The sequence below is a fragment of the Paraflavitalea devenefica genome, assembly GCF_011759375.1.
In the GTDB taxonomy this organism is placed as follows: Bacteria; Bacteroidota; Bacteroidia; order Chitinophagales; family Chitinophagaceae; genus Paraflavitalea; species Paraflavitalea devenefica.
Map to the genome: position 1 here is coordinate 845018 of NZ_JAARML010000003.1, position 26545 is coordinate 871562.

Sequence of the window (26545 nt, forward strand, 5' to 3'; positions counted from 1 at the left end):
ACAGCTACCCCCGCATATGCCGCAACCATACAATCAGCTCAGAGCTATGCTGGCCATTACCAAAGCCAGCCTCAAAGCTGTTTTCAGAAGCCCCAGTGCCGTCGTATTCAGTTTTGCCTTTCCCATGATCTTCATATTGATCTTTGGGTTCCTGGGGGGAGGTGGCGGTATCAACCTGCGCATTGCATTCGACAGGCAAACGGATACTACCAGTGCTTTGTACCAGGCCGTTAAAAATGTTCCCGGCATACGGATCATACAGAAGGATGATAAGGAACTGACAGAAGACCTGGAAAAAGGCAGGATGACAGCGATTGTGCGTATTCAAAAAAGCAGGGACTCTTTATCCTCCTGGAATATCAGCTTCAAAAGTTCAGGAGCGGTCAATCCCCAGAATGTGCAGGTACTGCGTTCCATATTTGAGTCCATCATCAAACGCATGGATGAGGCCATATATGCCGACCGGAAAACCGTGGCTACGATCAGTAATAACGTAGAGAAAATACCCGGCCGGGTGTATCGTACCATTGACTTTATCTTGCCCGGCCAGCTCGGCTTTTCCTTATTAAGCGCCGGTGTATTCGGGGTGGCTTTCATTTTCTACAACCTGCGGCAAACGCTTGTATTGAAACGCTTTTTTGCCACCCCCATCAAGCGTTCTTACATCTTGTTGGGAGAAGGATTGAGCCGGGTGATCTTTCAGATGATCACCGCCGTGGTGATCTTACTGGCGGGGCATTTCTTCTTTAAGTTTACCCTCATACATGGCCTGGTCTCCTTTATTGAATTGCTCATCCTGAGTTTTATAGCGCTGGTTGTATTTATGGGATTTGGTTTTGTAGTGAGTGGTATTGCCAAAAACGAAAGCGCCATACCGCCGTTGGCCAACCTCTTTACCCTGCCTCAGTTCCTGCTGGCAGGAACCTTTTTCCCGATTGACAATTTCCCTTCCTGGCTGCAACCCATTTGCCGGGCGCTGCCGCTTACCCATATGAACGATGCCATGCGCAATGTGGCTTTTGAGGGGGCGCACCTCACGGATTGCGGCAAACAACTGGGGGTACTGGCTATCTGGGGGGTATTTTCCTATGTAGCTGCTATCAAAACATTTAAATGGGAATAAGCTTTCCTTTCTAAAATATCCAATATGCGTTTTGTAAAATTAGGGTTGATCAGTATCGTAGCATTATCTATAGTGATATTCCTCCTGTCGCTGCTCATCCCTTCGCAGGTGCGTATCTCCCGGGCTATCAACATCACCGCGCCGAAAGACAGCATCATCCACCAACTGTCCGATCTGCGGCAATGGCAGCAGTGGAATGAATTCACCGGGAGCCCTGAAATAACCAATCCCCGGTATAGTAACAATGCCTTTACCAGTGATAACCTGCAGGTGCAACTCGTGTTGGTAAAAACAGATACCATTACTACGTTATGGCGGCAGCAAGGTGGCAGGGAAATTGCAAGTGGATTTACATTGCATCAGGCCGGTAATACGGCTGTTGTGCAATGGTATTTTGATTTCCGGTTAAAATGGTACCCCTGGGAAAAATTCGCCAGCATTATTTTTGATAAGCAATTAGGACCGTCAATGGAGCAATCCCTTGCCGCCCTCAAAAAGACGCTGGAAAAAACGCCCTGATCCCTTAATTTCATCCTACACTAAAATTAAATACGATTATATGAAAAAGCTATTGTTCCTTGCTGCCATCGCCATTGCTACTACTACACTTTTCTCAACCGATGCTTCCGCGCAGGGCGCTCCAAAAAGTCCGCATGACACTGTAACTGTGAAAGATATAAAGGTTACCTATGGCCGTCCCTCTAAAAGAGGACGTGAAATTTTCGGCGGATTGGAAAAGTACGGAAAGGTTTGGCGTACCGGCGCCAACCAGGCTACTGAGATCACTTTTGCCAAAGACGTAACCTTCGGCGGTAAACCGGTAAAAGCAGGCACTTATACTTTATTTACTATCCCCAATGAAAAGGAATGGACAGTGATCCTCAACAGCCAGTTGAAACAGTGGGGTGCTTATAAATACGACGAGATCAAGGGTAGTGATGTACTGCAAGTAACAGTGCCCGTTAAGAAGCTGGACAAAGTGGTAGAACAGCATACCATCCGTTTTACACCCAAGAATGACCTGATCATCGAGTGGGACCAAACACAGATAACTGTGCCCATTAAAGCATAACACCTGGTACAAAATAATATCAAAAGGCGACCCGAGGGTCGCCTTTTTGTTTGGCCTTGAGTCACAAGCAGCCGGGATGGCAGCCAGGTTGCCTGGAAATGGGTATGGAATGAGTGGGGGATGCTCAGCATATGGTCTAAGTATTGCCTGAACCTTGCACTGGTTCCCTATAGAACTATACCTATTCAGAGCACTCCAGTGCGCTTTTCAGGGCATTCCCTGGCCCTGTTTAGCGCACTCCATTCCTGGTAGGGTATACCATAGTTACAATTCCTTCCCAATTTGGGAAGGAGTTGTGTACAATCAGGGTTCCTTCCCGGTAGTTACAATGCCGTTTAAACGCAGTCTAAGGCCCCCTTTGCGGCCGGATCGACTTCTGGTAAGGAAAAGGGGTTGGCTGATCAAAAAAGGTAACTATGCGCCTGTAATAAGATGCTAAATTTCCAAGGCAGCCGGTAAAAATGGACCAGGATAAGTAAATTGTGGTAACTATAACCCTAATCCATCAACTAACCATGGGACTTTTCGACTTCGGGAAACTTAAAAAAGCAACAACATCTTCTGCCACAGCAGTAGCTATCCTGTTCCTTTCATTGTTTATGAATGTCTGTACCGCTCAGACAAAAACTATTGACTCTACCAGCCACGGAAAGAACATTAAAGAACAGGCAGACAAGATGGGGCAATCCTTATTAAAAAAAGATTACAAAGGATTTGCTGTATATACTTATCCCAAAGTGCTGGCCATGATGGGAGGTGAGGGTAAAATGATCGAATTCCTGGAAAAAAGCGCCAAAGAAATGGCAGCCGAAAAAATGAGTATCAGCAAGGTAACTTTTGGCGAACCTTCCAAAATAATCACCAACGGAAAAGAGCTGCAAGGCACCATCCCCCAAACCATTGAACTTAAAATGCCGGATGGCAGGCTTGTCTCCACGTCTACCCTCATTTTTATTTCAACAGATAACGGAAAGAAATGGTATTTCCTGGATACTTCCGGTAAGGATATACAAACCATGCGGAAAATATTTTCCAACCTAAGCGAACACCTGATAATCCCTAAAAAGGAAGAGCCGGTATTGCATGATAACTAAAGAGTAGATACAACAAATTATAAACCCTGAACAAATGAAGTATGCTCTTCTGTTTTTACTCTTACTGACGATTGCCGGTGGTGCCTTTGCACAACGTACGGTGGAAGGATATTACATCACACAGGAGAATGACTCGGTGACAGTGCAAATGAAAGTACCGGCCTTTCTGCTGGGAGGAATTAACTTTAAAAAGTTGCGCAAAGGCGTGGAGGCTATGGATAGCCTGAACGGTGCTAAACCAATAACACCGGTTGATGTGAAACGCATTGGGTTTGTCCATAAGAATGATCAATACCAACTGGTTTCAAAACCTGAAAAAGGTGGTTCCCTGGCTTTTTTGCAGCCTGTCATTGTGGGGCCCAAGGCAAGTCTTTACCAATATGATCAGGAGGTGTCATCAGGAATGAACCATACCACGACGCAGGAGTTTTATACTTTTGAAAGACAGGACGGCACCCATTTATTCCTGACCAATTTTGCCAGCCTGTCTACCTTCAAAGAAAAACTGGGAGCGTTCTATGGCAGCAGTCCGGAAGTGCAGCAACTCATCAACAGCAGCTTTGAAGCCCGCAGGCATATACAAAGGGATATCAGGAAAGTAGTGGAAGCGGTGAATAAATCATAAATCTTATCATTTCAAACCTACCAGGGATGAAAATACTGACTACCATATTCCTCCTTTTAGCAGCGAATGCCACCTGGGCACAGCATACCTATGAGGAGCTGTCAGACAAAGCATTTGACTTTTATTTACATAAAAACAAGTTTGACTCAGCCTTGTTCTATTACCGGCAAATAGATCAGCTATTCCCGGATGAACGGCCGGTATATACTAACGGGCAGATAGCAACTTGTTATTTGAAATTGGGAGACACGTCGAAAGCAGAAAAATACTACCTCCGTTGTTTGTCATTTGATAAAAGTCTGGACTCAGTGGGGCTCTCTCAGACGCGTGCTAGTTTTGCTTTATTTGATATTTACTACGCACGACAACAGTTCAGACAGGCCCTGACCTACCTGGAATACACAAAAACAAAGTTCAAACCACTGAGGCCCTTGTGCCAGGGTACACATGGAGGATATGAACAAAAGCTGACATTCGCTTACAAAAAATCACTGTGCCTTTACGGACTTGGAGAAAAAGATAGTGCCATCAGTGCACTGGCCCCTTATATATTCAGGCCAGTCTGGGATGTATACCTCGATTCGGTGGAGTATGAAACAATGTCCCGGTATTTTGTCAATACGGTTTTCGAATTATATGGTAAAACAAAGGCAAAAGCACATCTTCAGGACGCATTGAACCAATTGGTCTATAAAACTCACTATGACGAGCAGTCAGGTATGATCTTTTTCGCCGCAGATTGCTCTATCAGATTTCTAAACACAACAATAAGCCTTTATCCAGGTGGGGGGTGCCAGGTAGATAAAAAAGGAGATATCCCGGAATATTATTCAAAAGAGACCTTATTGAAAGAATTTGTTGACTCTCCTGCCTATCAATATATCATGACGGATGACCTTATTACTATTTTGGATAGATAGTCTGTAGCTCCCCCAATAGCTCCCTGATCACCTCATACACTTTATTCAATTCATTTTCTGTAATACAATAGGGCGGCATCAGGTATACCGTGTTGCCCAGCGGACGTATGTAAACGCCTTTGGACAGCGCTTTTTGCGTGATCACCTTACCGATCGTATTCAGGTATTCATCCTTTCCCTGTACAATCTCAAACGCGAACAGCGTACCTAAAGAACGGATGTTTTTGGTAGCCGAAGGAAAAGCCGTTGCCAGGGAAGCGGCAAACTGCTGGTGCTGCTGCCCGATACGCTCAATGCTGCGGAGGCAGGTTTCTTTTTCCAGCAGGTCCAGGCTGGCCAGGGCAGCCGCGCAGGCCAGCGGATTGGCGGTAAAAGAGTGGCCATGGAAAAATGTTTTCAGGGTATCGTCCTGCAGGAAGGCTTCATAAATACGGTGGGTGCAGGCTGTTACCCCCAATGCCATGGTGCCGCCGGTAAGCCCTTTCGACAGACAAATGATATCTGGCTGTTCTTCCATGTAGGAAGAGGCAAACAACTTACCCGTTCTGCCAAATCCCGTCATCACCTCATCGGCAATACAGATCACCCCTTGTTCCCGGCATTGTTTCAGCAAGGCATTCAGTCCGGCCGCTTCATACATTAGCATGCCGCCCGCTCCCTGCACCAGGGGCTCATAAATAATACAGGCCACCTCATCCCAGGGGATAGACGCCCATTGCTGACTATCCACTGCCGATTGCTCCCGCCCGTTGGCGGGACCGACTGCCGGTGTATCTATAAACACCACCTCAAACAGCTTTTCATGGAAGGCCCGGGTAAATACGCTGCGGTCGCTTACGCTCATGGCGCCAAAAGTGTCGCCGTGGTAAGAATTATTGAAAGCCAGTACTTTATTGCGTTTTTTATGGTCCTTGTTCCACCAGTACTGGAGGGCCATTTTCAGGGCTACTTCCGTGGCGGTGGAACCATTATCGGAGTAAAAAATACGGGAAAATTGGCCGGGCAGCACATTTAGCAGGCGTTCTGCCAGTCTTACCGCCGGTTCATGGGTAAAACCGGCAAAAATTACCTGTTCCAGCGTCTTTGCCTGCTCATATAATTTTTCTGCAATATAAGGGTGCGCATGACCATGAATAGTTACCCACCAGCTACTGATAGCATCTATATAGCGGTTACCGTCTGCATCCGTTAAATAACATCCTTCACCTTTTACTATGGGAATCGGATCCGGCATGTATTTTTGCGGGGTATATGGGTGCCAGATCACTTGTTTGTCCCTGGCTTTCAATGAATTTGGCATAGGAGGGCAAAGGTATAACACTTATGTCACCCCTGGCAATGTCATCCTGAGCTTGTCGAAGGATCATTGAAAAAAAGCCGGAGTGCAACGGTTGTGCTTTGTAAACTGTCACCCGTAGTAATAGAGATGGATTATCACAGGCTGGTAAAAGAATGTTTGAAAGGGCGACCGGAGGCCCAGCGACAACTCTACGAGCATTTCGCCGAGGGTATGTTGGGCATCTGCTATCGGTATACCAAGTCTATGACGGATGCGGAAGACGTATTACAGGAAGGATTTATCAAAGTATTCAAACACCTGGACCAATATAAGTTTGAAGGCGAATTAGGGGGATGGATACGGCGTATTATGGTGAATACAGCGCTCAATTACCTGAAAAAGAACAGCCGTTACCAAACCGACCTTGCCTATTTCGACACAAGCCTGCATCCCGTGTCGGCTGATAACCCCGAAGTGAAACTACTTGCCAAGGACCTGGCAGAACTGATACGCCAGTTGCCCACCGGTTACCAGACAATTTTTAACCTGCATGCAGTAGAAGGTTTTTCTCATGTAGAAATCGGGAAGATGCTCGGTATTAACGAAGGCACTTCCCGTTCACAATATGCCCGTGCCCGTGCTTTGCTCATCACCTGGTTGAGAAAGCAGAATATGGAAACCAAAAATGAAACTTATGTCCGACCATGATTTTGAAAAACAGGTACAGCTAAAGATGGAGCAGCTCAGGCTGCGCCCGTCCAATGCTGTGTGGGCCGGGGTGGAAAAGAATATCCGCAGGGATAAACGCCGCCGCCGGATGATTATATGGATTCCGTTATTACTCCTGTTCATGGGGGCCGGAGGATATATTGCCCTGCAGGGAACATCCCGTTCTGCCAAACAGGACCTGGTACAACAATCAACGCCTGCATCCGCTGCCTCTTCCACACAAAATGATAATCTATCGGCCAAAACATCTACACAGACACCTGACCATACTACTCCTGCCCATCCTTCAAAAGATAATAGTTCCGTGCCTTCCGGCAACCAGGCTACCGGCACCACGACCGGCGAAACTGCCAAAGCAGTGCTTGCACCCGCTGGTGATCATAACCAGCCGTCAGTAGCAGCCCACACCGCTGATCCCGTGAAGACAGACAAAGCCGTAACAATAAAGCGATCAGAAACGCCTGTTAAAAAGAATACGCGTAAGCCGGTTATCAATGACCAGGCCCGTGTATATACAACAGTGATAAAGCACCCGGTGCGGAAAACGAAAAAAGACAATCCGCCGGTTACTCATGTGCCGGTGATCACGGATAAGCTGGCTGACGCACAACAACAAACAACTGAACAGATTGATAGTGCAGCCCTGGCCATAAACAACGATACAAAACAAGTGGATTCGGCCGTAGTAGTGTCATCTGTTACAGCCGATAGCAGTATCGCTGCCGTTACCGGCATTGACAGTGCGGTAAGTAATAGCACCGTGGCTGCAACAAATACGATAGACAGTGCCGCTATCAATAAAAAGGTAGTTACTGCATCACTGTCCGATTCACCCGTTGTAACAATAGCAAAAGTGCAGCCGGAGAAAAAGAAAAAGTCCTCCAAATGGCAATGGGGCATTCAGGCAGAAGCAGGCTATTCAGGTGTAACGGATGATGGCTTATTCAGTTTGGAAAAAGAAGCGCCGGTGGCAGACCTGGCCGCCGCGCCTCAATTCGGTGGTAATACGATCACTTATGCGCCCCAATTCCCCAGGCCGGTCACCAAGCCGTCTTCCATTACCATGGGCCCCGCTTTCTCTGTTGGTGGATTTGTACAACGTACTCTGTCAAAGCGTTTAAGCCTTTCTGCCGGTTTACAATATAGCTACCTCAGCTCCCGTATGGTGGTAGGTAGTAAAGTGAACAGCAACAGAACGGTGAACCGCGCTCCCTCCACATCGCAGTTGGTGTCGTCTTATTACAATGGCAACTATAGCCAGGAGTATACGAATAAATATCATTTTATAGAACTGCCCATCACCTTACATACCCGGTTGAATAAAGGCAAACGGTTACCGCTTGTATGGGATGCCGGTTTCTCTGTATCAAAATTACTTACCACTACAGCCCTGCATTATGATGGCCTGGGCGGAGTGTATTATGAAGACAATGCACTATTCAATAAACTGCAATGGGCGGTTTCTACCGGTTTTAATTTTGGATTGTTCCCGCAGTCCAAACATCCGGTAATGATAGGGCCTATGATACGTTATAACGTCAGCGACTTGCTTAAAAAGGATTATGCGATCGGCCAGTATTTATGGTCAGCGGGTCTGCGGGCAAGCGTCCTGATTAAAAAATAAATAACAGGCAACGCTCTTTCTTCTTTCACTGTCAACAAGAAAAACCCTTTTTATGACGTGGAAGAATCAAAACTACCTGTTATGGGTAACGTCTGCGCTATTATTGCTGTCACTCAGCAGTTGTTTCAAAGACCATTGCACACGTACCTACACGCTTTACGCGCCTGTATATAAAACGCTTACCGAGGTAAGGCAGGGTATGAAGAACCAGCCGGCGCGGGCATTGGAATATCCTGGTAAATTATACATCTACGGAAATTATATCTTTCTGAACGAGCAGGAAAAGGGTATCCATATCATTGATAACAGCAACCCTGCGGCGCCTAGGAATATTGCCTTCATTAATATCCCGGGTAATGTTGACCTGGCAGTAAAAGGCAATACCTTGTATGCCGATTCCTGGGGCGACCTCGTAGCCTTTGATATCAGTAATCCACAGGACATAATAGCTAAGAGCTTTCTTGATAATGTGTTCCCGCATCGTAGAATGTACTATGCCTATTATAATTATAACCCCAATAACCCCAATGCTCCGGTCAATCCTGATTCAGTAAAAGTTATTGTTGACTGGACATCAAGGGATACTACAATAGAATGTGAATCTTACCAACACCTGTATGAAACTTACTATTCACTGGCGAGTGCTGATCAGTCCGGTAGCTTTGCTTCCAAGAACCTGGGTGGTGGGCAAGGTGGTTCCATGGCCAGGTTTACCCTCGTCAACGATTATCTGTACACGGTGACCAGCTACTCGCTCAATACTTTTGATGTATCCACACCACAGCAGCCTGTATTGTCGGGCACAACCAATATCGGCGGAGGTATAGAAACGATCTACCCGTTCAAAGGCAAATTGTTCATAGGGTCTACGGCTGGCATGTTCGTCTATGATATATCCAGCCCTGCTGCACCGGTTAAAACAGCTGCCTTTGCCCATGTCAGTAGCTGTGATCCGGTAATAGCTGATGATAAATATGCTTACGTAACACTGCGTTCCGGAACAGCCTGCCAGGGTTTCACCAACCAACTGGATGTCCTTGAACTGGGCAATAACTTTACCGCTCCCACACTAATCAAAACCTATCCTATGACCAATCCGCATGGGCTGGCCAAAGACGGTAACCTGTTATTCATCTGTGATGGTAAAGATGGCCTCAAGATATATGATGCCGCCAACGTGGGCGCTATCAAACTGCTGAAGAAAATTGATGATATCGAGACTTTTGATGTCATCGTTTTCGACAAGCGTGCGCTGGTAGTGGCCAAAGACGGATTGTATCAGTACAACTATGCCAACACAGGTAATATTAAACTGCTCAGCAAAATTAACCTGAATAGAAAACAATAATACAGTATGCGCAGGAATATTGCAGGGATCATAGTGATGCTTTGTTGCTTTACCGCAACAGCCATCGCACAAACAGATAGTACGGGCAAGGCGGTCAAAAAAGGATGCTCCTGTACATTTAGTTCTATTAATCAGGTTGGTCTTTTAACAGGGGAGACAGGTTCTTACTTTCTGGCGCAAACGATTAACGGAATAAAATATAAAACCTGGTTTGCCGGAGTAGGAGTGGGATTGGATTTTTATAAAGTACGGGGTGTACCGGTATTCCTGGATGTCCGGAAAGACCTGCTCAATAAAACAGCTACGCCGTTTATCTACGTGGATGGGGGTATTAACTTTTCATGGCCTACGGATAAGGATAAAGGCGGGGAAGACCGGTGGAAGTTCAACAACGATCTTTACCTTGACGCAGGGCTTGGATATAAAAACAACTTAGGTAAAGGCCATGCGCTCCTGGTGAGTGTGGGCTATAGCCTGAAGATGATAAAACAGAAGTATGCCCCTTACGAGATATGTCCACTCTGGGGAGCATGTTGGCCCACCAGTAAAGAAGTATATAAATATACTTTCAACAGGTTGTCGTTGAAAGTAGGCTGGCAGTTTTGATGATGTCAGGCTGAGCCTGTCGAAGCCCTTCGACAGAGTTTATCCCGCTTTGCGGGACTCAGGGTGACAAGGTTGTTTATTTATCCCTGAATGTCAGTCCCCGGGTAAGGCGGTTAATAGCTTCAGCTATCCGTTCTACCCGGGTTTCTTCTTTTTTGGCGCTGTAGATCCAGTCAATATATTGTTTCTGCTCACTTTCGGGAAACCCATAAAATGTTTTGTGGGCAGCGGGTTCATCCCGCAGGCATTCCAGCAGGTCGGGTGGGATATCCAGGGGATCATCGTCGGCATACAATACCAGCTTCACCTGGTCGCCTTCACTTTTTTTTATCTGCTTACGGATCTCCACCTTTACGGGCATAAACATGCTGCCATTGGTCATGGGCATCAGGTTAAAGGGTTTCAGCTCATAATCATCAATAAGTCCCTTTACCTGCACCATACCCCTTTTCCCCCGCATATCAGGTGTTATTTCTTTTATAACGATGTAGGTCCAGCCCCCTTTGCCGGGCATTCTTTGCAGCCTGTACTTTTTATTCACCAGCGGCTTCTCCATGCGATGTGTTTTGTAAAAAGGTTAAGTTACGTTGTATACCCTGGAATTTGGAACGCTTGAGCGGAGAATGCCGGAAGATCTTTTTAAAGGAATCTTCCGTGAGCGACTGCCATTCGGCAGTGGTAAAGTTGAGCAATTCAGGGATAGGCGTGAATTCAATTTCATGGGTAGGCCGGGAAAACCGGTTCCACGGACATACATCCTGGCAGGTATCACAACCAAAGAACCAGTTGTCAAACTTATTCTTCATATCCCCGGGGATCAGCTTTTCTTTCAGCTCAATCGTAAAATAGGAAATACATTTACTGCCATCCACTACCTTATTGTCCAGTATGGCATCAGTGGGGCAGGCGTCAATACACTTACGGCAGGTGCCGCAATAATCTTTCGCAAAAGGATCATCATATTGCAAAGGAAGATCGGTAATAAGGGTGGCGATAAAGAAAAAGGAACCGGCTTGTTTGGTAAGCAGGTTACCATTCCTGCCCACCCAGCCCAGCCCGCTGCGCTGGGCCCATGCCCGCTCCAATACAGGCGCCGAATCCACAAAGCCTCTTCCATGTACTTCCCCGATGTGTAGTTTTATTAAGGCCAGCAGCTTATTGAGTTTCTCCCGGATCACTTCATGGTAGTCTTTTCCGTAGGCGTATTTGGAAACTTTGAGCGATTCCGGTTCCTGTTGTTCCGCCGGATAATAATTCAACAGCAGGGTAATGACCGACTGGGCGCCGGGTACCAGCTTTGTTGGGTCTATCCTTAGCTCAAAATGATTTTCCATGTATTGCATGGAGCCATGCATACCTTGATGCAGCCAGTTTTCCAGCCGCCGGGCATCCTCCTCCAGCCGCTGCGCCCGGGCTATGCCGCAATAATCAAACCCAAGCTGTGCAGCATAAGATTTAATAAGCGCGGTATGTTGCTCAGTTTTAAGCATCTTGTATTTCCTTCTGGATTCTGTTCTTTAGTTCTCCAGGTGCAATTTATGAAAGATAAAATGCCTAAATTGGCTACCCATACAAAAAAACACTTCACTAAATAAAACGATTGTGAAATATTTACTTGGTTTTGATATTGGCTCTTCCTCCGTTAAGGTCGCTTTAATAGAAATAGCCAATGGTAAAATAGCGGCCACGGCCTTTTCCCCTGCTGATGAAATGCCCATTGCAGCCCCTAAAACCGGGTTTGCCGAACAGGACCCCGACAGGTGGTGGCAGGAACTGCAGCATGCCCTGCAAAAAGTACGGCAGCAGGTTGCTTTCCAGGGCGATGAAGTAGCTGCTATTGGTATCTCTTACCAGATGCATGGCCTTGTTTGCGTGGACAAAGCAGGAAAGCCTTTGCGTCCCTCCATTATCTGGTGCGATGGCAGGGCTGTAGCATACGGCAATAAAGCCTTTGAAGCATTGGGCGAAGATTTCAGTCTATCCAACTTCTTAAACTCTCCGGGCAACTTTACGGCCTCCAAGCTAAAGTGGGTCAAAGAAAATGAGCCGGAGCTCTATAAAAAAATACACAAGGTGATGCTGCCGGGTGATTACATCGCCCTGCGCCTGACCGGTGAAGCGACCACTACGGTTTCCGGATTGTCGGAAGGCATCCTGTGGAACTTCAAAACAAGGTCCGTCGCCAAAGAATTACTGCAGTATTATGGTATAGACGAAAACCTCTTATCATCCATGGTGCCCACGTTTGGTGAGCAGGGTAGGTTAACGGCCGAAGCTGCCGGCATCCTGCACCTGAAAGCAGGTATACCGGTGAGTTACCGGGCTGGCGATCAGCCCAATAATGCTTATTCGCTCAATGTACTGCAACCCGGTGAAGTAGCCGCTACAGCCGGTACTTCGGGTGTGGTGTATGGGGTAACGGATAAGGTGGAATATGATCCTAAATCGAGGGTGAATACTTTTGTACATGTGAACCATACCGATGCGCAACCCCGTTATGGCATACTACTATGTGTAAATGGTACCGGCATCCTCAATAGCTGGCTGCGGAAAAACTTCTTTGCTGCGGCCAGCTATGCCGATATGAATGCATTGGCAGCCGCCGTATCGCCTGGTGCGGATGGCCTGCAATTCTTCCCTTTTGGCAATGGGGCCGAACGTGTATTGGAGAACAAGGATATGGGCGCTATGCTGCGTGGATTGCAGTTCAACAGGCACGACCGCGGGCATGTGGCCCGGGCTGCCCAGGAAGGTATTGTATTCTCCTTACAATACGGTATGGAAGTGATGCAGCAAATGGGCATGCAGTTAAAAACCATCCGGGCAGGCCATGCCAATATGTTCCTCAGTGAAGTGTTTGGTAAAGTGTTTGCCAATACTACCGGATGTACGGTGGAGCTGTACAATACAGATGGCGCTGCCGGCGCCGCCCGGGCGGCTGGTGTAGGAGCAGGTATCTATCCCGACTTTGTATCCTGCTTTACCGGCATGAACGTGATCAAAAAACTGGAACCGGAGAAAGGCCTGCAGGAGCAGTATAGAAATATTTATGGAGCATGGAAGCATATGTTACAATCAAATCTATAAGCCTGGCGGCTGTATTATAATTTTTAAAACCGATTGCTTATGACTGAACCCATTCTTTCTGATTATGACAATCAATACAGAATTTATGATTCATTTGCGAAGAAAATGGAAAGGCTGATTGGGGAGTTATTAATGGAAAAGTCAATAAAGGTACATTATATATCTGGACGATCAAAAGATAGAGAAAGTCTTAAAAATAAAATTATGAGTAAGGCTGGCAAATATGCTAACCTTACTGATATTACAGACTTAGCCGGTGTAAGAATCATTACCTATCTGGAAAGCGATGTGGATATTGTTGCAGATTTGATTATTGCAGAGTTTGAAATAGATAAAGAAAACTCAGTTGATAAAAGAAAGCTCCAAACAAATGAATTTGGTTATAAGTCGCTGCATTACGTGATCTCTCTCAATAGTCCAAGAAAAGATGTAACAGAATATAAATCGTTTAATGATCTTAAATGTGAAATCCAGATTAGGTCAATACTTCAACATGCTTGGGCAGAGATAGAGCACGATTTAGGATATAAGAGTAAGAATTCGGTACCAGAAGTGTATCAAAGGGATTTTAACAGGTTAGCAGCGCTTTTGGAAACAGCGGATAAGGAGTTTGATAGGCTAAAAACGCATTTGATAGGTTATGAAGAGGTAGTTGCAAAACTTATAAAGGATGCGCCGCAAGACGTAGATATTAACCAGGCATCTTTGCATGCATTTCTTAAATCTAATAGGGTTTTGTTACTAATTAGAGCCCTTGCTGAGAACAATAATATCACTATTTACGAGAGCAAGGATTTAACCTATAGTTTACAAAAATTTGAATATTTGGGTATTAAGACAATTAAACAGCTTGAAGGGTGTATAAACAAAAATGAAATTAAACTTATTCAATTTGCAAATTCGTTTATACAAATGACGATTTCAAATGATATACAAAAAGTTTTTTCATTAACCAAATTGCCAGAAAATTTACCTTTTACAATCTTCCAACATTTCTACGCCGCTCAATCACTCGATAAGGAATATATAATGGGTTATATGGGAGATGCAGGTTCTAATTTAGACCAAACTGTTCGAAGTAATCTTGCTGAGGCCTTCATACAGATGTATAAAGCCCTGGGAGGTACTAACCCTTCTAACTCTTAGAAGAGTGATAACTCTCTCAATCTCTCACTTACAGACTCCTACCTGCTCATCCACCGCTTCCTTGAATTGGAGATAAAAATCTTTCTTCTGTTCGCCTAAGATTGTTTTGACGAAAATGATGGCGGCATAATTACGGCATTTGTCAATATAGGGCCAGGTGCCAAACAGGCCCGGACTGCTCAGTACTGTTGCATTGCCATTGGCATCTTTTTCCTGTATCCATTCACCCAGGCCATATTCAAAGCCTTCGGCTGCTTTGGGCGTATACTTCACCGGTAATCCGGGGAAATGGTTTTTCTGCATTTCGGCAATAGAAGCCTCACTCAAAATACGCTTACCTTCAAACACGCCTTTATTCAGCATCATTATGAGGAAGTTCATATAATCAAGGGCGGAAGATACGGCGCCGCCGGAAGGATTGGGAGCACCTCCATTGTCGTTGGTGAAATTAGTGGCGCGCATCTTCAGTGGCCGGGTAATTTTTTCCTGTACCAGGCGGTCAAAACTCTTCTTGCTGACAATCTCTGCTACACGGGCAGCCAGGTTGAGCCCACTGGGGCCGTAGGCAAACTCTTTGCCCGGGTTATTGGATATTTCCTTCGCAGCAATGGCATTGGCCTCATCCTGGAGTGATTCAAACTTTCTCCGTTCCAGCAGCCTGCCCAGTCCGCCTTTTCCATCAATGCCGGTAGTGTGCGACAGGCATTCCCGGATGGTGATGTAACTTTTCATATATTTTTCCAGCACAGGGATATACTTGCTCACGCGGTCATCGAGTGAGAGCTTACCCTCATCTACCAGGGTCATGATCACAGCAGCCGTTAACCACTTGCTGCAACTGGCAATGGGCGCCTGTGTTTTGGCAACAAAATCCTGGCCTATTTCTTTTTTGTAAATCAGTTTGCCATCTTTCCAAACCAGGGCCACGATATTGTTGCCCAACAGCTTCTTATTCTTCTCCAGCAGTTGGTCCACAGGGCTGAAATCCTGGGCGTGGACAGTCTGCAACAATAGCAGGAAAAGTAAGCCTAAACTGAATTTTGGACAGGTTTGGGAGCGTTTTAATGACATAAATGCGGGAAATTTTGACTTGGATTGTGATTTGTGTAATGGGTTTAAAGTTATTTGAAAATACGGTATCTGAACCTTAAGGGTTGGCATAATGTTGTTATTAACGATACTTTTACCAGCTCCATAAGGCCCCCACAGACCCCGGATACCGTTACCAAATACCAAAAGGAAGAGATTATGAACCTGAACAATTTTACCATCAAGGCCCAGGAAGCGATCGCGCAGGCGCAACAGATCGCTTTTAATTACGGGAATGTAAATATAGAAACGGAGCACCTGCTCAAGAGCCTGCTGGAGCAGCAGGATTCGCCCGTGGAATACCTGCTCAAAAAGAATAATGTGACCCTAAACCTGCTGGAGAGCAAGCTGGAAGAAGCAATTAACAAGCTGCCTAAGGTAAGTGGCGGCGCCCAGCCTGCCCAGTCTATTGGCCGCGATGCCAATAACGCTATACTTCGTGCAGGTACTACCCTCAAACAATTTGGTGATGAATTCGTGAGTGTGGAACACCTCGTGGTGGCCATCATACAGGGTAGTGACAATACAGCCAGGTTATTGAAAGAGGCCGGTCTTACTGAAAAAGGACTGGTAGCTGCCATTAAGGACCTGCGCAAAGGCGATACGATTAAAAGCCAAACGCAGGAAACCCAGTTCAATGCCCTGAATAAATATGCCAAAAACCTGAATGAACTGGGCCGCCAGGGTAAGCTGGACCCTGTGATCGGCAGGGATGAAGAGATACGCCGTACCCTGCACATCCTCTCCCGCCGCAGTAAGAATAATCCTATCCTGGTGGGTGAACCCGGTGTGGGTAAAACAGCCATTGCAGAAGGATTGGCGATGCGTATTGTAAACGGCGATGTACCGGAGAACCTGAAAACAAAGATCATCTATGCACTGGACATGGGGCAGTTGATTGCCGGCGCCAAATACAAAGGTGAATTTGAAGAAAGGCTGAAAGGCGTAGTAAAAGAAGTAAGCACCAGTGAAGGAGAGATCATTCTCTTCATTGATGAGATACATACCCTTGTTGGCGCAGGTGGTGGCGAGGGTGCTATGGATGCTGCCAATATCCTGAAGCCGGCCCTGGCCAGGGGTGAGCTGCGGGCCATTGGTGCTACCACCCTGAATGAATACCAGAAATTCTTTGAAAAAGATAAAGCGCTGGAACGCCGCTTCCAGAAGGTAATGATCGAAGAGCCTTCGGTAGAAGATGCGATCTCCATCCTGCGGGGATTGAAAGACCGTTATGAAACGCACCACCATGTGCGGATCAAGGATGAAGCCATCATTGCAGCGGTGGAACTCTCGCACCGGTACATTACCGATCGTTTCCTGCCCGATAAGGCCATTGACCTGATTGATGAAAGCGCTGCCAAACTGCGCCTGGAAATGAACAGTATGCCGGAAGAGCTGGACAAGCTGGAGCGGCAGATACGCCAGTTGGAAATTGAACGGGAGGCCATTAAGCGGGAGAATGATGAGGCAAAGCTGCGTGAGCTCAATACAGAAATTGCCAACCTCAGTGTGGAGCGCGACACGTTCAAGGCAAAATGGAAAGCAGAAAAAGAAATTGTAGATAAAGTACAGAATGCCAAAGCGGCCATCGAACAGTTAAAGCTGGAGGCCGAACAGGCAGAACGCAATGGCGAATACGGTAAGGTAGCTGAAATACGCTACGGTAAAGTAAAAGAACAGGAACAGATCATTGCAGATCTCTCCGGCCAGTTGAATGGAAGAGATGAAAAGCGTTTGTTGAAAGAGGAAGTAGATGCGGAAGACATTGCAGAGAATGTGGCAAAGGCAACCGGGATACCGGTAACGCGTATGTTGCAGAGCGAAAGGGAAAAACTGTTGCACCTGGAAGAGCATCTCCATGAACGTGTGGTGGGTCAGGAAGAAGGGATAACCGCCGTAGCGGATGCTATCCGCCGTAGTCGTGCAGGCCTGCAGGATCCCAGGAAGCCTATCGGTTCCTTCATCTTCCTCGGTACTACCGGTGTAGGTAAGACGGAACTGGCCAAAGCCCTGGCCGAATACCTCTTCGATGATGAAAGTATGATGACGCGCATTGACATGAGTGAGTACCAGGAAAAACATACGGTGTCGAGGCTGGTAGGCGCACCTCCGGGATATGTAGGATATGATGAAGGTGGTCAGCTCACAGAAGCCGTAAGGCGCAAACCGTACAGTGTGGTGCTGCTGGATGAAATTGAAAAAGCAAACCCGGATGTATGGAATGTATTGCTGCAGGTATTGGATGATGGCCGCCTGACCGATAATAAAGGCCGTGTGGTGAATTTTAAGAACACCATTATCATCATGACCAGCAATATAGGCAGCCATCTCATACAGGAAGCCTTTGAAGGGGTCAATGAACGGAATATTGAAGAGGCTACGGAAAAAGCCAAAGCAGAAGTGATGAACCTCCTGCGGCAGACCATCAGGCCCGAATTCCTGAACCGGGTGGATGAGATCATCATGTTCCAGCCATTGCTCAAAAAAGAGATCAGGGGTATTGTCAATATCCAGCTCAATAACCTGCGGAAGGTGGTGGCTACGAATGGCATTGACCTGCAGTTCAGTGAATATGCGGTAGACTACCTGGCAGAAAATGGGTATGATCCGCAATTCGGCGCCCGTCCGCTCAAACGGCTGATCCAGAAAGAGATCGTCAACCAGTTATCGAAGAAGATCCTGGCCGGCGATATTGATAAATCACGTCCGGTTTTAGTGGATGTATTTGACGGGGTAGTGGTATTCAGGAATGAGGTCCACAACCACATTGCTTCTTAAACGCATGCCACCTATGACGCACTAAAACCGTCTATATAGCATATTACCAAAGCCATTCTGCCGTGAGCGGAGTGGCTTTTTTGTTAAGAAAAACTTAAATATGGCAATGAATAATAAACCGAAAGTCATTGAGATCATTTCACCCAAAGACATGTGGCAGGGTCCTGCCAATGCCCCGGTGAAACTGGTAGAATTTGGCGATTATGAGAGTGAGGCCTGTGCCAAAGCGCATGAAGTGGTAAAAAAGCTGCTCCATGCCTATGGTAACCAGGTCAGGTTCAATTTCCGGCATTTCCCCCTTACACAGGTGCACCAGCGGGCACACAAGGCCGCCGAAGCTGCGGTAGGGGCCGGGCAGGCGGGTAAATTCTGGGAAATGCATGATATCCTCTTTCATAACCGCAAGAACCTGGGCAGTGTCAGTCTGAAAGAACATTCGAAAGATGCAGGCGTAAGTGATAAACATTTCCTGAACCGCCTGATAGATTCATTTTATGGCTGGACAGTACGTACCGACCTGTTAGAGGGCCTGGCATTGGGCGTAAGGGATGTACCTGCTTTCTTCATCAATGATGTGCCCTATACCGGTAAGCCCACTTTTGATGGCCTCAGCAAAGCCATTGATGAAGCCCTGAAAGGAAAGCGTAAATCACCCGCCAAAGAGCGGGCATAATAAATTGTCAGGCTTAGTCCCGCAGAGCGGGATAAACTCTGTCGAAGCCCTTCGACAAGCTCAGGGTGACAACGTTCTCATTTTTATCCTGTAATCCTTATTAGCAAAGGAATACAGCCGTTTTTAACCCGATTTTAGCCGGACTATAATGATTGTATTTAAATAATCAAAAAAATCACAATATCTATACCTGATATTAGGTATTAATGCCATTTTTCGTTATTCTTGCGCTTAACCCTGCCTTATCCTGCCCAACCAACCCTTTAACTGATATGCACCCAAACCCTGTTTCTTCCCTCGCTCCGGCCGGAGGGACAATCGAATGCGACCTTCAAAGAAAAATAGCGGCGCTTGATGCCATAGCGGACGACCTGCCAGTCGCCAAGGCAACATATTTCAGAGAATACCGCCCAAACCCACCGCAACATAAAGGCCCAACTGAATGCCCAATCCAGTTACGACATTAACCAATTTACGCAGGCGTTTGATCTAATATAAAACCATTTCGTTAAAACTGCGCAGCATATCATGTCTGAAGAAGAAATACTCAATCTGTTTCCAGGCCATGTAAAAGTTTTTGCACTCGGCGAGCTTCAAAAAAGCGTTGCCCCGGTTGCACCTATGCTTCTCGACAAACATTTTGACGAACCTCCCTCAAAAGAAATGATGGAGCAACTCGTGTGGGAGATTTCCCATTTTTTGAAAGAAAAAGATCCATACGCTTTGTATAGTTTTTTTTATCGCAAGGATGGAAAAGATTCCCAGGAATGGTTGGTTGCATCGGCTAGGCTGCACAAAGATGAACAAGGGCTTCCAAACGAAGTAGTAATGTTCTCTTATACCACCGGTCTTTCGGATGATGTAAAGATAAAACTGCATCGGGTGCTGGAACAGTATGATTTCCTCAGGCAAAACGTGGAGAAAGTTGCTTTGCTTACCAATAGGGAAAAAGAGATACTGGGACTGGTGGCCGAAGGAATGACCAGCGATGAAATAGCAAAAGCCATTCACCTTTCTCGTCACACAGTAAATACACACCGCAAAAACATCTATCGAAAATTATCCATACAAAACTCCGCCGACCTGTTGAAGTTCGCCGAAGTTTTGGGTTTCATTAGTTCAACTGATCATAACGAGTGAACAACCCATGAAAAAAATAATTACCACCGATGAACTTGTAGATGCCAGTGGCCAGCAGGTGTTTACATTAAGCCAAAAGATAAGCAGCGGTGAGTGTGCTGTTGAGGAGATCGGCGATTACCTGCCGGGGAACCTGTTGGTGACGGATTTGAGCCAAAATGCAGTAACCTACATGAACAAGAGAGGTTGCGATATCCTGATGCACAGTGTAGAGGAACTACAGGCGATGGGACCTGATTATTTCCAACGTTTTTTTGTTCGGGAAGAATCGGAAGGGATCATGTCCGGCTATGCCTTTTTGCTGCAACAGCAGGATCCTTCCCGTGTCTTTAGTTTTACCCACCGCGTAAAACCCAAAGGCGCTTCCACTTATAACTGGTATTTTGGCACGGCGAAATTGTTATACACGCCCGGCGAGGAAAACTCGCATATAATTTTGCTGATGGTAAACGATGTGAATTCGCTAGGCGCCATCGCCCCAAAAATCAACAATGTGCTGGAAGAAAGCGATTGGGTGAAAAAGAATTTTAAAAAATTCAGCCTGCTCACAAAAAAAGAAAAAGACATCATCACCCTGCTGGCAAGCGGATTAAGTTCGAAGCAGATTGCTGATACCTTATGCATTTCGCGACTGACCATTAACACGCACCGCCGAAATATTACCCAAAAACTGGAGCTGAAAAGCTTTGCCCTATTGTACAGGTTTGCCGTGGCTTTCGGGTTGATAAAGCATTAATCAGGCTTTTGATCTGATCTGACAGTGAATAATACCATCAGATCAGCTGACATGCACAGTTATTATTTCAAAAATTGTTTTCCATAATTAACGAGGTATCCCTTCAGCTCCAGGTAATACAAACCGTTTGGTAAGCGGTTCATATCAACCGGCAGGGAAACACGCCCTGCCGAATGTAATTAAAGCTATACCTTCCCGTGAAACTGTTGCCTGCCCATGTGGCTTGCAAATATCGGAGCGGCTTTCAATTAAAAAAATACTCACTAATAGGTATTTTAAGGCATGGCCCCGCTGCTTGGTTTAAAAAATACCTAAAAGTGAGTATTTCACAAGATGCAAACCCTTTACATCTTGCAGTACGAATAATACCTGTCCGCCACTTTGAAAAACCACATTTTACATTAAAAAGCAACTTAAATGAAAAAATTGTTCTCTTATTTAGTAGCAAGTGTAATGCTTATTTCCTGCTCGAAAGATGAAGATAAGAATGAAACTGGTAGCAATTTATCAAACACCCCAACTGCCAAAGCAACATACGACAACAAAAACTATGGTATTTATAAAGGAGTTTTTGTAGGATCAACCGGAAATATTTTAATCAATTTTAAAAATGACGGTGCCACGTTATCGGCAAGTTTGGTAATTGATGACAAATCGTATACTTACACCTCCAATAATTCAACCACAGAAGGCACAAATAGCACTATCACTTTCCGCTATAATAATGACTATTTTGATTTCACAGTGAATTCAGATGGAAGCAACCCAACTATTACAAATATTCATATTAGCGGTCATAGCAATGCAGTTGCTCAGGTACTTAAAGAAGAGTCTTATGCACAAGCATATTGCTTTGAAGGCACTTTTACCGAACAAGGTGGTAATGGCACCCTGAATTTGGTTATCAAAAAAGATAAAGTTGAAGGATTGTTTATTCCTGCTGACTTCCAGGTTATCCCCCCTTTAAAAGGTTCAATAACTAACAATAACATTACAGCTACTATCGGGGAAGATCCCAATCGGGTCGCAACAATTACAGGTATTGTTAGCGGAAACAATATTAAAGGAGGTTGGAGTTCGGATACTGGTTCTGGCAGTTGGGAAGCCCACAGAACGTTATAATATTACTGTTGTCCGAGAAAATAATTGAAAAAAGTAGTATAAGAAGGGGGCTTTGCCCCCTTTATTCGTTGTTGGTGGATTGTACTCCTCAAACAAACAGTCAACCATTACCACCACAAAAAACAGTTCTCCCCTTAGCAACCCTTAGTCCTCGTTAGTGCTGGCACGACTGGTCAAAAGAAGTCCTTCAGACCCAGCCATGTCTTCCCACCAATCCCAAAAACCCAAAAAATCCCGGTTCAGACATTTATATTTACGCCTTAAACCGTTAGTAGCAACCATGAAATTTTTCCCGGGCATTTGCTGTATCTTCAGTACCTTATTTTTCCTGGCATCCTGCGGCAGCTCCAAAAAAGCAGTCACGTCACCGGCCGAACCACCCGCCCGTCTATTGCCTGCCCTGCCGGTTTCGCAGATCAATATTCCCGTTAAAGTATATATGAAGCCCCTGCTGAACCTGATGGACAGCATGACGGCCAAAGAGTTCACCAGTGAAAAATGGCCCAACTACCTGCAAAGCAGTTGCGATTTCCGCTACAAATACCGTTTCGTTCGTTCACCCTTTGTGTTCACTTGTATTAACAACAAAGTGAATATTGGTTTCCGGGGCAATTACCAGATAGCCGGCAGCCGTTGTGTATGTGCCTTCGACAAGCAGGTATCGCCCTGGGTAAGCGGCAGTTGTGGCTTTGGCGATGAGGCGCTCCGCCGGGTAGACCTGAATATCAGTTCCCTGCTCAACCTGCAGCCCAATCACCAGGTCATGACCATTACGCGCCTGGAAACATTGAAGCCGATAGACAAATGCCAGGTAACCCTCCTGCAAAATGATATGACTGCCGAGATCATGGATAGTATCAAAGCATCGGTAGAAAGTTATTGCACCACTTTCGACAATTTTGTGCAGGCTATTAATAACAATGATCTGCTGAAGCAATGGCGCAGTGGCGGCAGCCGGGTAATGCCCATCAGTCACTATGGTTTTCTCAACCTCAATCCTTCCATGCTGCGGGTAGGCCGGTTTAATGTGAACAGGGATACCCTGTATTTTTCATTGGGTTTCCAGGGTATGCCACAATTCTCTTCTGATAGTAACCGGCTGGTGACCAGGGCCCCTTTGCCGCCTATTACCAATGCCGATAATAACGGTATTATCAGCACTTACCTCAATGCCGTATACGAATACAAGTTCTTCAATAAACTGCTCAATGACAGTTTGAGCAATAAGCCTTTCGAAGTGGAGGGCAGAACATTTGTGATCAAAGACATCAATATCCGGGGCAGCAATGATGGTAAAATAGCGGTGGATGTTTCCTTTACGGGCAACCGGAAAGGGGTATTGCACCTGAGTGGTACCCCGGTGCTGGATACGGCCCGTCAGTTTTTGTCCATGCCCGACATCAGTTTTGCCCTCGATACAAAGGATATCCTGGTCAATATAGCTAAGGGCATGTTCCGTAAAAGGATCATGAAAGAGCTACAGGGTAAATCAGTACTGGACATAGCGGCTCTTATCCAGAAAAATAAACCCCTCATTGAGGCGCGCCTTAATCAGCCCGTTACTGCCTGGATGAGTACTGCGGGACAGTTGGAAAGCGTTAAGGTAGTGGGGTTATTGCCCCAGAAAGACTATATCCAGGTACAGGTCTATATTAAAGGCAGCATCGTGCTTATAGGCCGGCCTTCAGCTAATTTGTTGAGTATGAAGCGATAAAACGGGGCAAGAAAAAATAAAGGCAAAGCAACCAGGGAAATATGCGCTACGTATTATGGGGGTGACCTAATATTGTAACTTATTAGAAAAGTTTTACAATTGTAAACCAACCACCCTTGCTCGCAGATAACCCGAAAATTTCTGCCCTGTTGAACGGCTGTCGCCAAAATGACCGTAACAGCCAAAAGGAGCTCTATTACCTGCTCCGCGGGTTTGCTATGAAAATTTGCTACCGTTACACCAATGCACAGGAAGAGTCAGAAGAGATCATGAACGAAGGTTTTGTCAAGCTGTTTAAGAACATACACCAGTTTGATGAAAACCGCCAGGAAGATACGTTATTGGCCCTCAAGGGCTGGTTTAAGCGGATTTTGGTCAATACTTGTATTGATCATTACCGTAAAGCAAACGCATCTGTCAATGGACACGTATTAAGTCATGAGTCTGAATCCATTCCCGACCATAGTGCAACCGGCATTGATGTATTGTCGTATAAAGAAATAATAGAAGCGATCCGTTTACTATCGCCCGGTTACAGAGCAGTGTTCAATTTATTCGTGATTGATGGATTAAGCCATGAGGAGATTGCTAAGGAACTGGGAATATCGGTAGGCGCATCCAAATCCAACTTATCAAAAGCCCGTGATAACCTTAGAAAACTATTGTTGAATAAAACACAGTACAACGTGTATGTATCCCCTCAATGATAACGACCTGGACCGTTTGAGCAGGGACGCTGCCGACCAATATGATGTGGAATCAAGCACATCAGGTTGGGAAGCGCTTGAAAACCGGCTCAATAAGGAACTGCCTCTCAAAGAAGAGAAGGAGAGGAGGCGTTTCCTGTTCTGGTTATTCCTGATCGTTCTACTGGCAGGCGCCGGTTTGTTGTGGATGATGACCGGTAAAAATAATCCTACCATCCAGATGGCCCATACCGAGGGTACAGATGGTACTGCAATACCCGCTCAGCAAGACACTAAAAATACAACCCCTGCCGCCAACCAGCCATCCCCAAATGTGGGGATACCCCAACAGGACGCCGCTAAGCCGGCCCCAACGGATGATGTGCCTGCTCTGGCTGCTGTTACGCCGTCAACCGGCGCCACTGCTCAACAACAGCAGACAACACCTGCATCACCCGGACATACTGATAATCCTACAGCTTCCACACCGGCAGCCAAAAACAGCAAGTTTTCTGCAGGACTTCCCTCTACCACCTACAATACCCGCCCCAAAGCCAATCACACAAGCGGAAAGAAAAAAGGCGGCAGGCAAGATGGTGAAAGTGTCGTGGCCGATAATCAAAATAACCAGCCCCTGCAGCATAAGCTTACTAACCCGAAGATACATGGACAAGATGCAGCACAGGATGATGATTTGCTCAGGGCAAGCCTGGTAACCAGTGCTGGCATAAAGGCTGGGGATATAGGGCCTATCAAAGCACCGCCGCTGCCGGTCCCGGCTGCTGACAGTACTGCTGCTGAAAAAACACCGCCAAAGAAAAAAGAGCAACCCTCCAAAGGATTTGAAATAGGCCTGGTAGCCGGCCCCGATATGAGCAATGTGAAGTTTACCGACATGGATAAGGTGGGCTACAATGTAGGCATACAGATTGGCTACCGTTTTTCCGATCGCTGGTCGGCCAATACGGGCTTACTGTATACCAGGAAGAATTATACGGCTGAGGGCAAAGACTGGACAAAGACCGGCTGGTGGCGCTATACCGATATTCATTCTGTACAAGGCTATTGCCAGATGTTTGAAATACCCCTTAATGTGCGGTATGACATCTCCGTCAATAAAAATCAGCGCTGGTTTGTCAATGCAGGCGCTTCTTCCTACATCATGAACAGTGAGTATTACGATTACGATTACACTTATAATGGAACCCGTTATCAGCGGGGTTGGGACAGAGATTCTACCAGCACCTACCTGTTCTCCATCCTGAACCTCTCGGCAGGTTTTGAACGGGCGCTCAATAAGCGTTTTACAATACAGGCAGAGCCTTACTTCAAGTTCCCCTTAAAAGGATTGGGTTATGGCAAGCTGGACCTGAACAGCTATGGCATTTATTTCTCCCTGAAGTATAAACTGGGGAAATGATATATTGATTGAACGCAGTGCCCCCTCTCAAATAGATTTCCCCGCAGCGTCTCCTGTAAGGGACGTTGCGGCGCCCAAAGCTAACAGCTAATACCTAACGGCTAACTCCTCATTTCGCATCAAACCACAGGGGTTTGTCATCATCCCAGTTCCCGTTATAATTGATGAACAATTCCTCGCCTGCTTTTATAAAACGCACCGTTTTAATGGTAATGATCTCATGCGCATAATCCATCTCGTATTCGCAGTTGGAAGCGTAGGCGTGATTGTAGATGGGCACATATCCCAGGGCCATGCAGCACTGCAGCTTGTCATTGCCCCATTCAAAAATATAATCGTGCAGGAGGGTCTGGTCGAGCAAGGCGCGGTCCTTACTGCCCATCGCAATAACCGGTGATATTTCTACAATACTATCGGCTTCCAGGCTCTGGGAGGTGAAAACGCCGCGGCCCATGTCCCGGGTAGGGGCAATAAATAAACATGGCAGGATCATAAGAAAATCGAGGTATGAGGGTCAGAAATTGAAACCAGCCT

Annotated in this window: 25 protein-coding genes; 20 read left to right on the forward strand and 5 right to left on the reverse strand. The window is 46.1% G+C overall.

Annotation, left to right across the window (positions count from 1 at the left end; all coding sequences use genetic code 11):
* The first annotated feature begins 16 nt into the window (after positions 1-16).
* The 6 genes from HB364_RS21720 to HB364_RS21745 all read left to right on the forward strand — a co-directional run bounded on the left by HB364_RS21720 (position 17) and on the right by HB364_RS21745 (position 4834).
* Positions 17-1123, forward strand: coding sequence for an ABC transporter permease (locus HB364_RS21720; protein WP_167290414.1), 1107 nt, complete (start codon positions 17-19; stop codon positions 1121-1123).
* 24 nt (positions 1124-1147) lie between these two features.
* On the forward strand, positions 1148-1642 hold the full coding sequence (locus tag HB364_RS21725; RefSeq protein WP_167290415.1) for an SRPBCC family protein: 495 nt from the start codon (positions 1148-1150) through the stop codon (positions 1640-1642).
* Between the two features lie 40 nt (positions 1643-1682).
* Positions 1683-2195 (forward strand): DUF2911 domain-containing protein, encoded by a 513-nt coding sequence (locus tag HB364_RS21730; RefSeq protein ID WP_167290416.1) that lies wholly within the window; start codon positions 1683-1685, stop codon positions 2193-2195.
* 515 nt (positions 2196-2710) lie between these two features.
* Complete coding sequence (locus HB364_RS21735; RefSeq protein ID WP_167290417.1) at positions 2711-3289, forward strand: hypothetical protein; 579 nt, start codon at positions 2711-2713, stop codon at positions 3287-3289.
* A 34-nt stretch (positions 3290-3323) separates the two neighbouring features.
* The gene (locus HB364_RS21740) at positions 3324-3914 is read left to right on the forward strand and encodes a hypothetical protein (protein ID WP_167290418.1); all 591 of its coding nucleotides are present in this window, start codon (positions 3324-3326) and stop codon (positions 3912-3914) included.
* 26 nt (positions 3915-3940) lie between these two features.
* Positions 3941-4834: a tetratricopeptide repeat protein gene (locus HB364_RS21745; RefSeq protein ID WP_167290419.1), complete on the forward strand. Its 894-nt coding sequence runs from the start codon at positions 3941-3943 to the stop codon at positions 4832-4834.
* Here the strand turns inward: HB364_RS21745 and bioA are convergent.
* Positions 4818-6134, reverse strand: a complete 1317-nt coding sequence (bioA, locus tag HB364_RS21750) for an adenosylmethionine--8-amino-7-oxononanoate transaminase (RefSeq protein WP_167290420.1) — start codon at positions 6132-6134, stop codon at positions 4818-4820. The two genes, HB364_RS21745 and bioA, sit on opposite strands and share 17 nt — an antisense overlap.
* Before the next feature lie 126 nt (positions 6135-6260).
* Between bioA and HB364_RS21755 the strand changes: the two genes are divergently transcribed.
* From HB364_RS21755 to HB364_RS21770, 4 genes are read left to right on the forward strand one after another with little or no spacing between them, the layout of a single operon-like run.
* On the forward strand, positions 6261-6821 hold the full coding sequence (locus HB364_RS21755) for an RNA polymerase sigma factor (RefSeq protein ID WP_167290475.1): 561 nt from the start codon (positions 6261-6263) through the stop codon (positions 6819-6821).
* Positions 6808-8466, forward strand: a complete 1659-nt coding sequence (locus tag HB364_RS21760) for an outer membrane beta-barrel protein (protein WP_167290421.1) — start codon at positions 6808-6810, stop codon at positions 8464-8466. Before HB364_RS21755 ends, HB364_RS21760 begins: the two co-directional genes overlap by 14 nt.
* A 52-nt stretch (positions 8467-8518) precedes the next feature.
* Positions 8519-9814, forward strand: coding sequence for an LVIVD repeat-containing protein (locus HB364_RS21765; protein WP_167290422.1), 1296 nt, complete (start codon positions 8519-8521; stop codon positions 9812-9814).
* A 6-nt stretch (positions 9815-9820) separates the two neighbouring features.
* A complete protein-coding gene (locus HB364_RS21770) occupies positions 9821-10420 on the forward strand; it encodes a hypothetical protein (protein ID WP_167290423.1) in 600 nt (199 codons plus the stop codon).
* Between the two features lie 76 nt (positions 10421-10496).
* On the opposite strand, the gene HB364_RS21775 is transcribed toward HB364_RS21770, so the two are convergent.
* Positions 10497-10976, reverse strand: a complete 480-nt coding sequence (locus tag HB364_RS21775) for a YdeI/OmpD-associated family protein (protein WP_167290424.1) — start codon at positions 10974-10976, stop codon at positions 10497-10499.
* Positions 10954-11910 (reverse strand): tRNA epoxyqueuosine(34) reductase QueG, encoded by a 957-nt coding sequence (queG, locus tag HB364_RS21780; protein WP_167290425.1) that lies wholly within the window; start codon positions 11908-11910, stop codon positions 10954-10956. Before queG ends, HB364_RS21775 begins: the two co-directional genes overlap by 23 nt.
* 112 nt (positions 11911-12022) lie before the next feature.
* Here queG and HB364_RS33570 point away from each other — a divergent pair, with 112 nt between their 5' ends.
* Entirely contained in the window at positions 12023-13507 is a 1485-nt protein-coding gene (locus HB364_RS33570; RefSeq protein ID WP_167290426.1) for a xylulokinase, read from the forward strand.
* A gap of 39 nt (positions 13508-13546) precedes the next feature.
* Positions 13547-14653, forward strand: coding sequence for a GTP pyrophosphokinase (locus HB364_RS21790; RefSeq protein WP_167290427.1), 1107 nt, complete (start codon positions 13547-13549; stop codon positions 14651-14653).
* A gap of 24 nt (positions 14654-14677) precedes the next feature.
* On the opposite strand, the gene HB364_RS21795 is transcribed toward HB364_RS21790, so the two are convergent.
* On the reverse strand, positions 14678-15724 hold the full coding sequence (locus tag HB364_RS21795; protein ID WP_167290428.1) for a serine hydrolase domain-containing protein: 1047 nt from the start codon (positions 15722-15724) through the stop codon (positions 14678-14680).
* A 177-nt stretch (positions 15725-15901) separates the two neighbouring features.
* On the opposite strand from HB364_RS21795, the gene clpB reads away from it, so the two are divergent.
* From clpB to HB364_RS21835, 8 genes are all read left to right on the forward strand, one after another.
* A complete protein-coding gene (clpB, locus tag HB364_RS21800; protein ID WP_167290429.1) occupies positions 15902-18520 on the forward strand; it encodes an ATP-dependent chaperone ClpB in 2619 nt (872 codons plus the stop codon).
* 100 nt (positions 18521-18620) lie between these two features.
* Positions 18621-19193 (forward strand): DsbA family protein, encoded by a 573-nt coding sequence (locus HB364_RS21805; RefSeq protein WP_246228568.1) that lies wholly within the window; start codon positions 18621-18623, stop codon positions 19191-19193.
* A 528-nt stretch (positions 19194-19721) separates the two neighbouring features.
* Complete coding sequence (locus HB364_RS21810; RefSeq protein WP_167290430.1) at positions 19722-20333, forward strand: response regulator transcription factor; 612 nt, start codon at positions 19722-19724, stop codon at positions 20331-20333.
* A 7-nt stretch (positions 20334-20340) separates the two neighbouring features.
* Positions 20341-21069: a response regulator transcription factor gene (locus HB364_RS21815; RefSeq protein ID WP_167290431.1), complete on the forward strand. Its 729-nt coding sequence runs from the start codon at positions 20341-20343 to the stop codon at positions 21067-21069.
* A 417-nt stretch (positions 21070-21486) separates the two neighbouring features.
* Complete coding sequence (locus HB364_RS21820) at positions 21487-22191, forward strand: hypothetical protein (RefSeq protein WP_167290432.1); 705 nt, start codon at positions 21487-21489, stop codon at positions 22189-22191.
* A gap of 280 nt (positions 22192-22471) precedes the next feature.
* Complete coding sequence (locus tag HB364_RS21825; protein ID WP_167290433.1) at positions 22472-23905, forward strand: DUF4403 family protein; 1434 nt, start codon at positions 22472-22474, stop codon at positions 23903-23905.
* Between the two features lie 116 nt (positions 23906-24021).
* The gene (locus HB364_RS21830) at positions 24022-24612 is read left to right on the forward strand and encodes an RNA polymerase sigma factor (RefSeq protein WP_167290434.1); all 591 of its coding nucleotides are present in this window, start codon (positions 24022-24024) and stop codon (positions 24610-24612) included.
* Positions 24596-26011 carry a porin family protein gene (locus HB364_RS21835; protein ID WP_167290435.1) on the forward strand — a complete coding sequence of 472 codons (1416 nt, stop codon included), beginning with the start codon at positions 24596-24598 and terminating at the stop codon, positions 26009-26011. Before HB364_RS21830 ends, HB364_RS21835 begins: the two co-directional genes overlap by 17 nt.
* 109 nt (positions 26012-26120) lie before the next feature.
* Here HB364_RS21835 and HB364_RS21840 read toward each other — a convergent pair whose 3' ends face one another.
* Positions 26121-26504, reverse strand: coding sequence for an SET domain-containing protein-lysine N-methyltransferase (locus HB364_RS21840; RefSeq protein ID WP_167290436.1), 384 nt, complete (start codon positions 26502-26504; stop codon positions 26121-26123).
* Positions 26505-26545 lie beyond the last annotated feature (41 nt).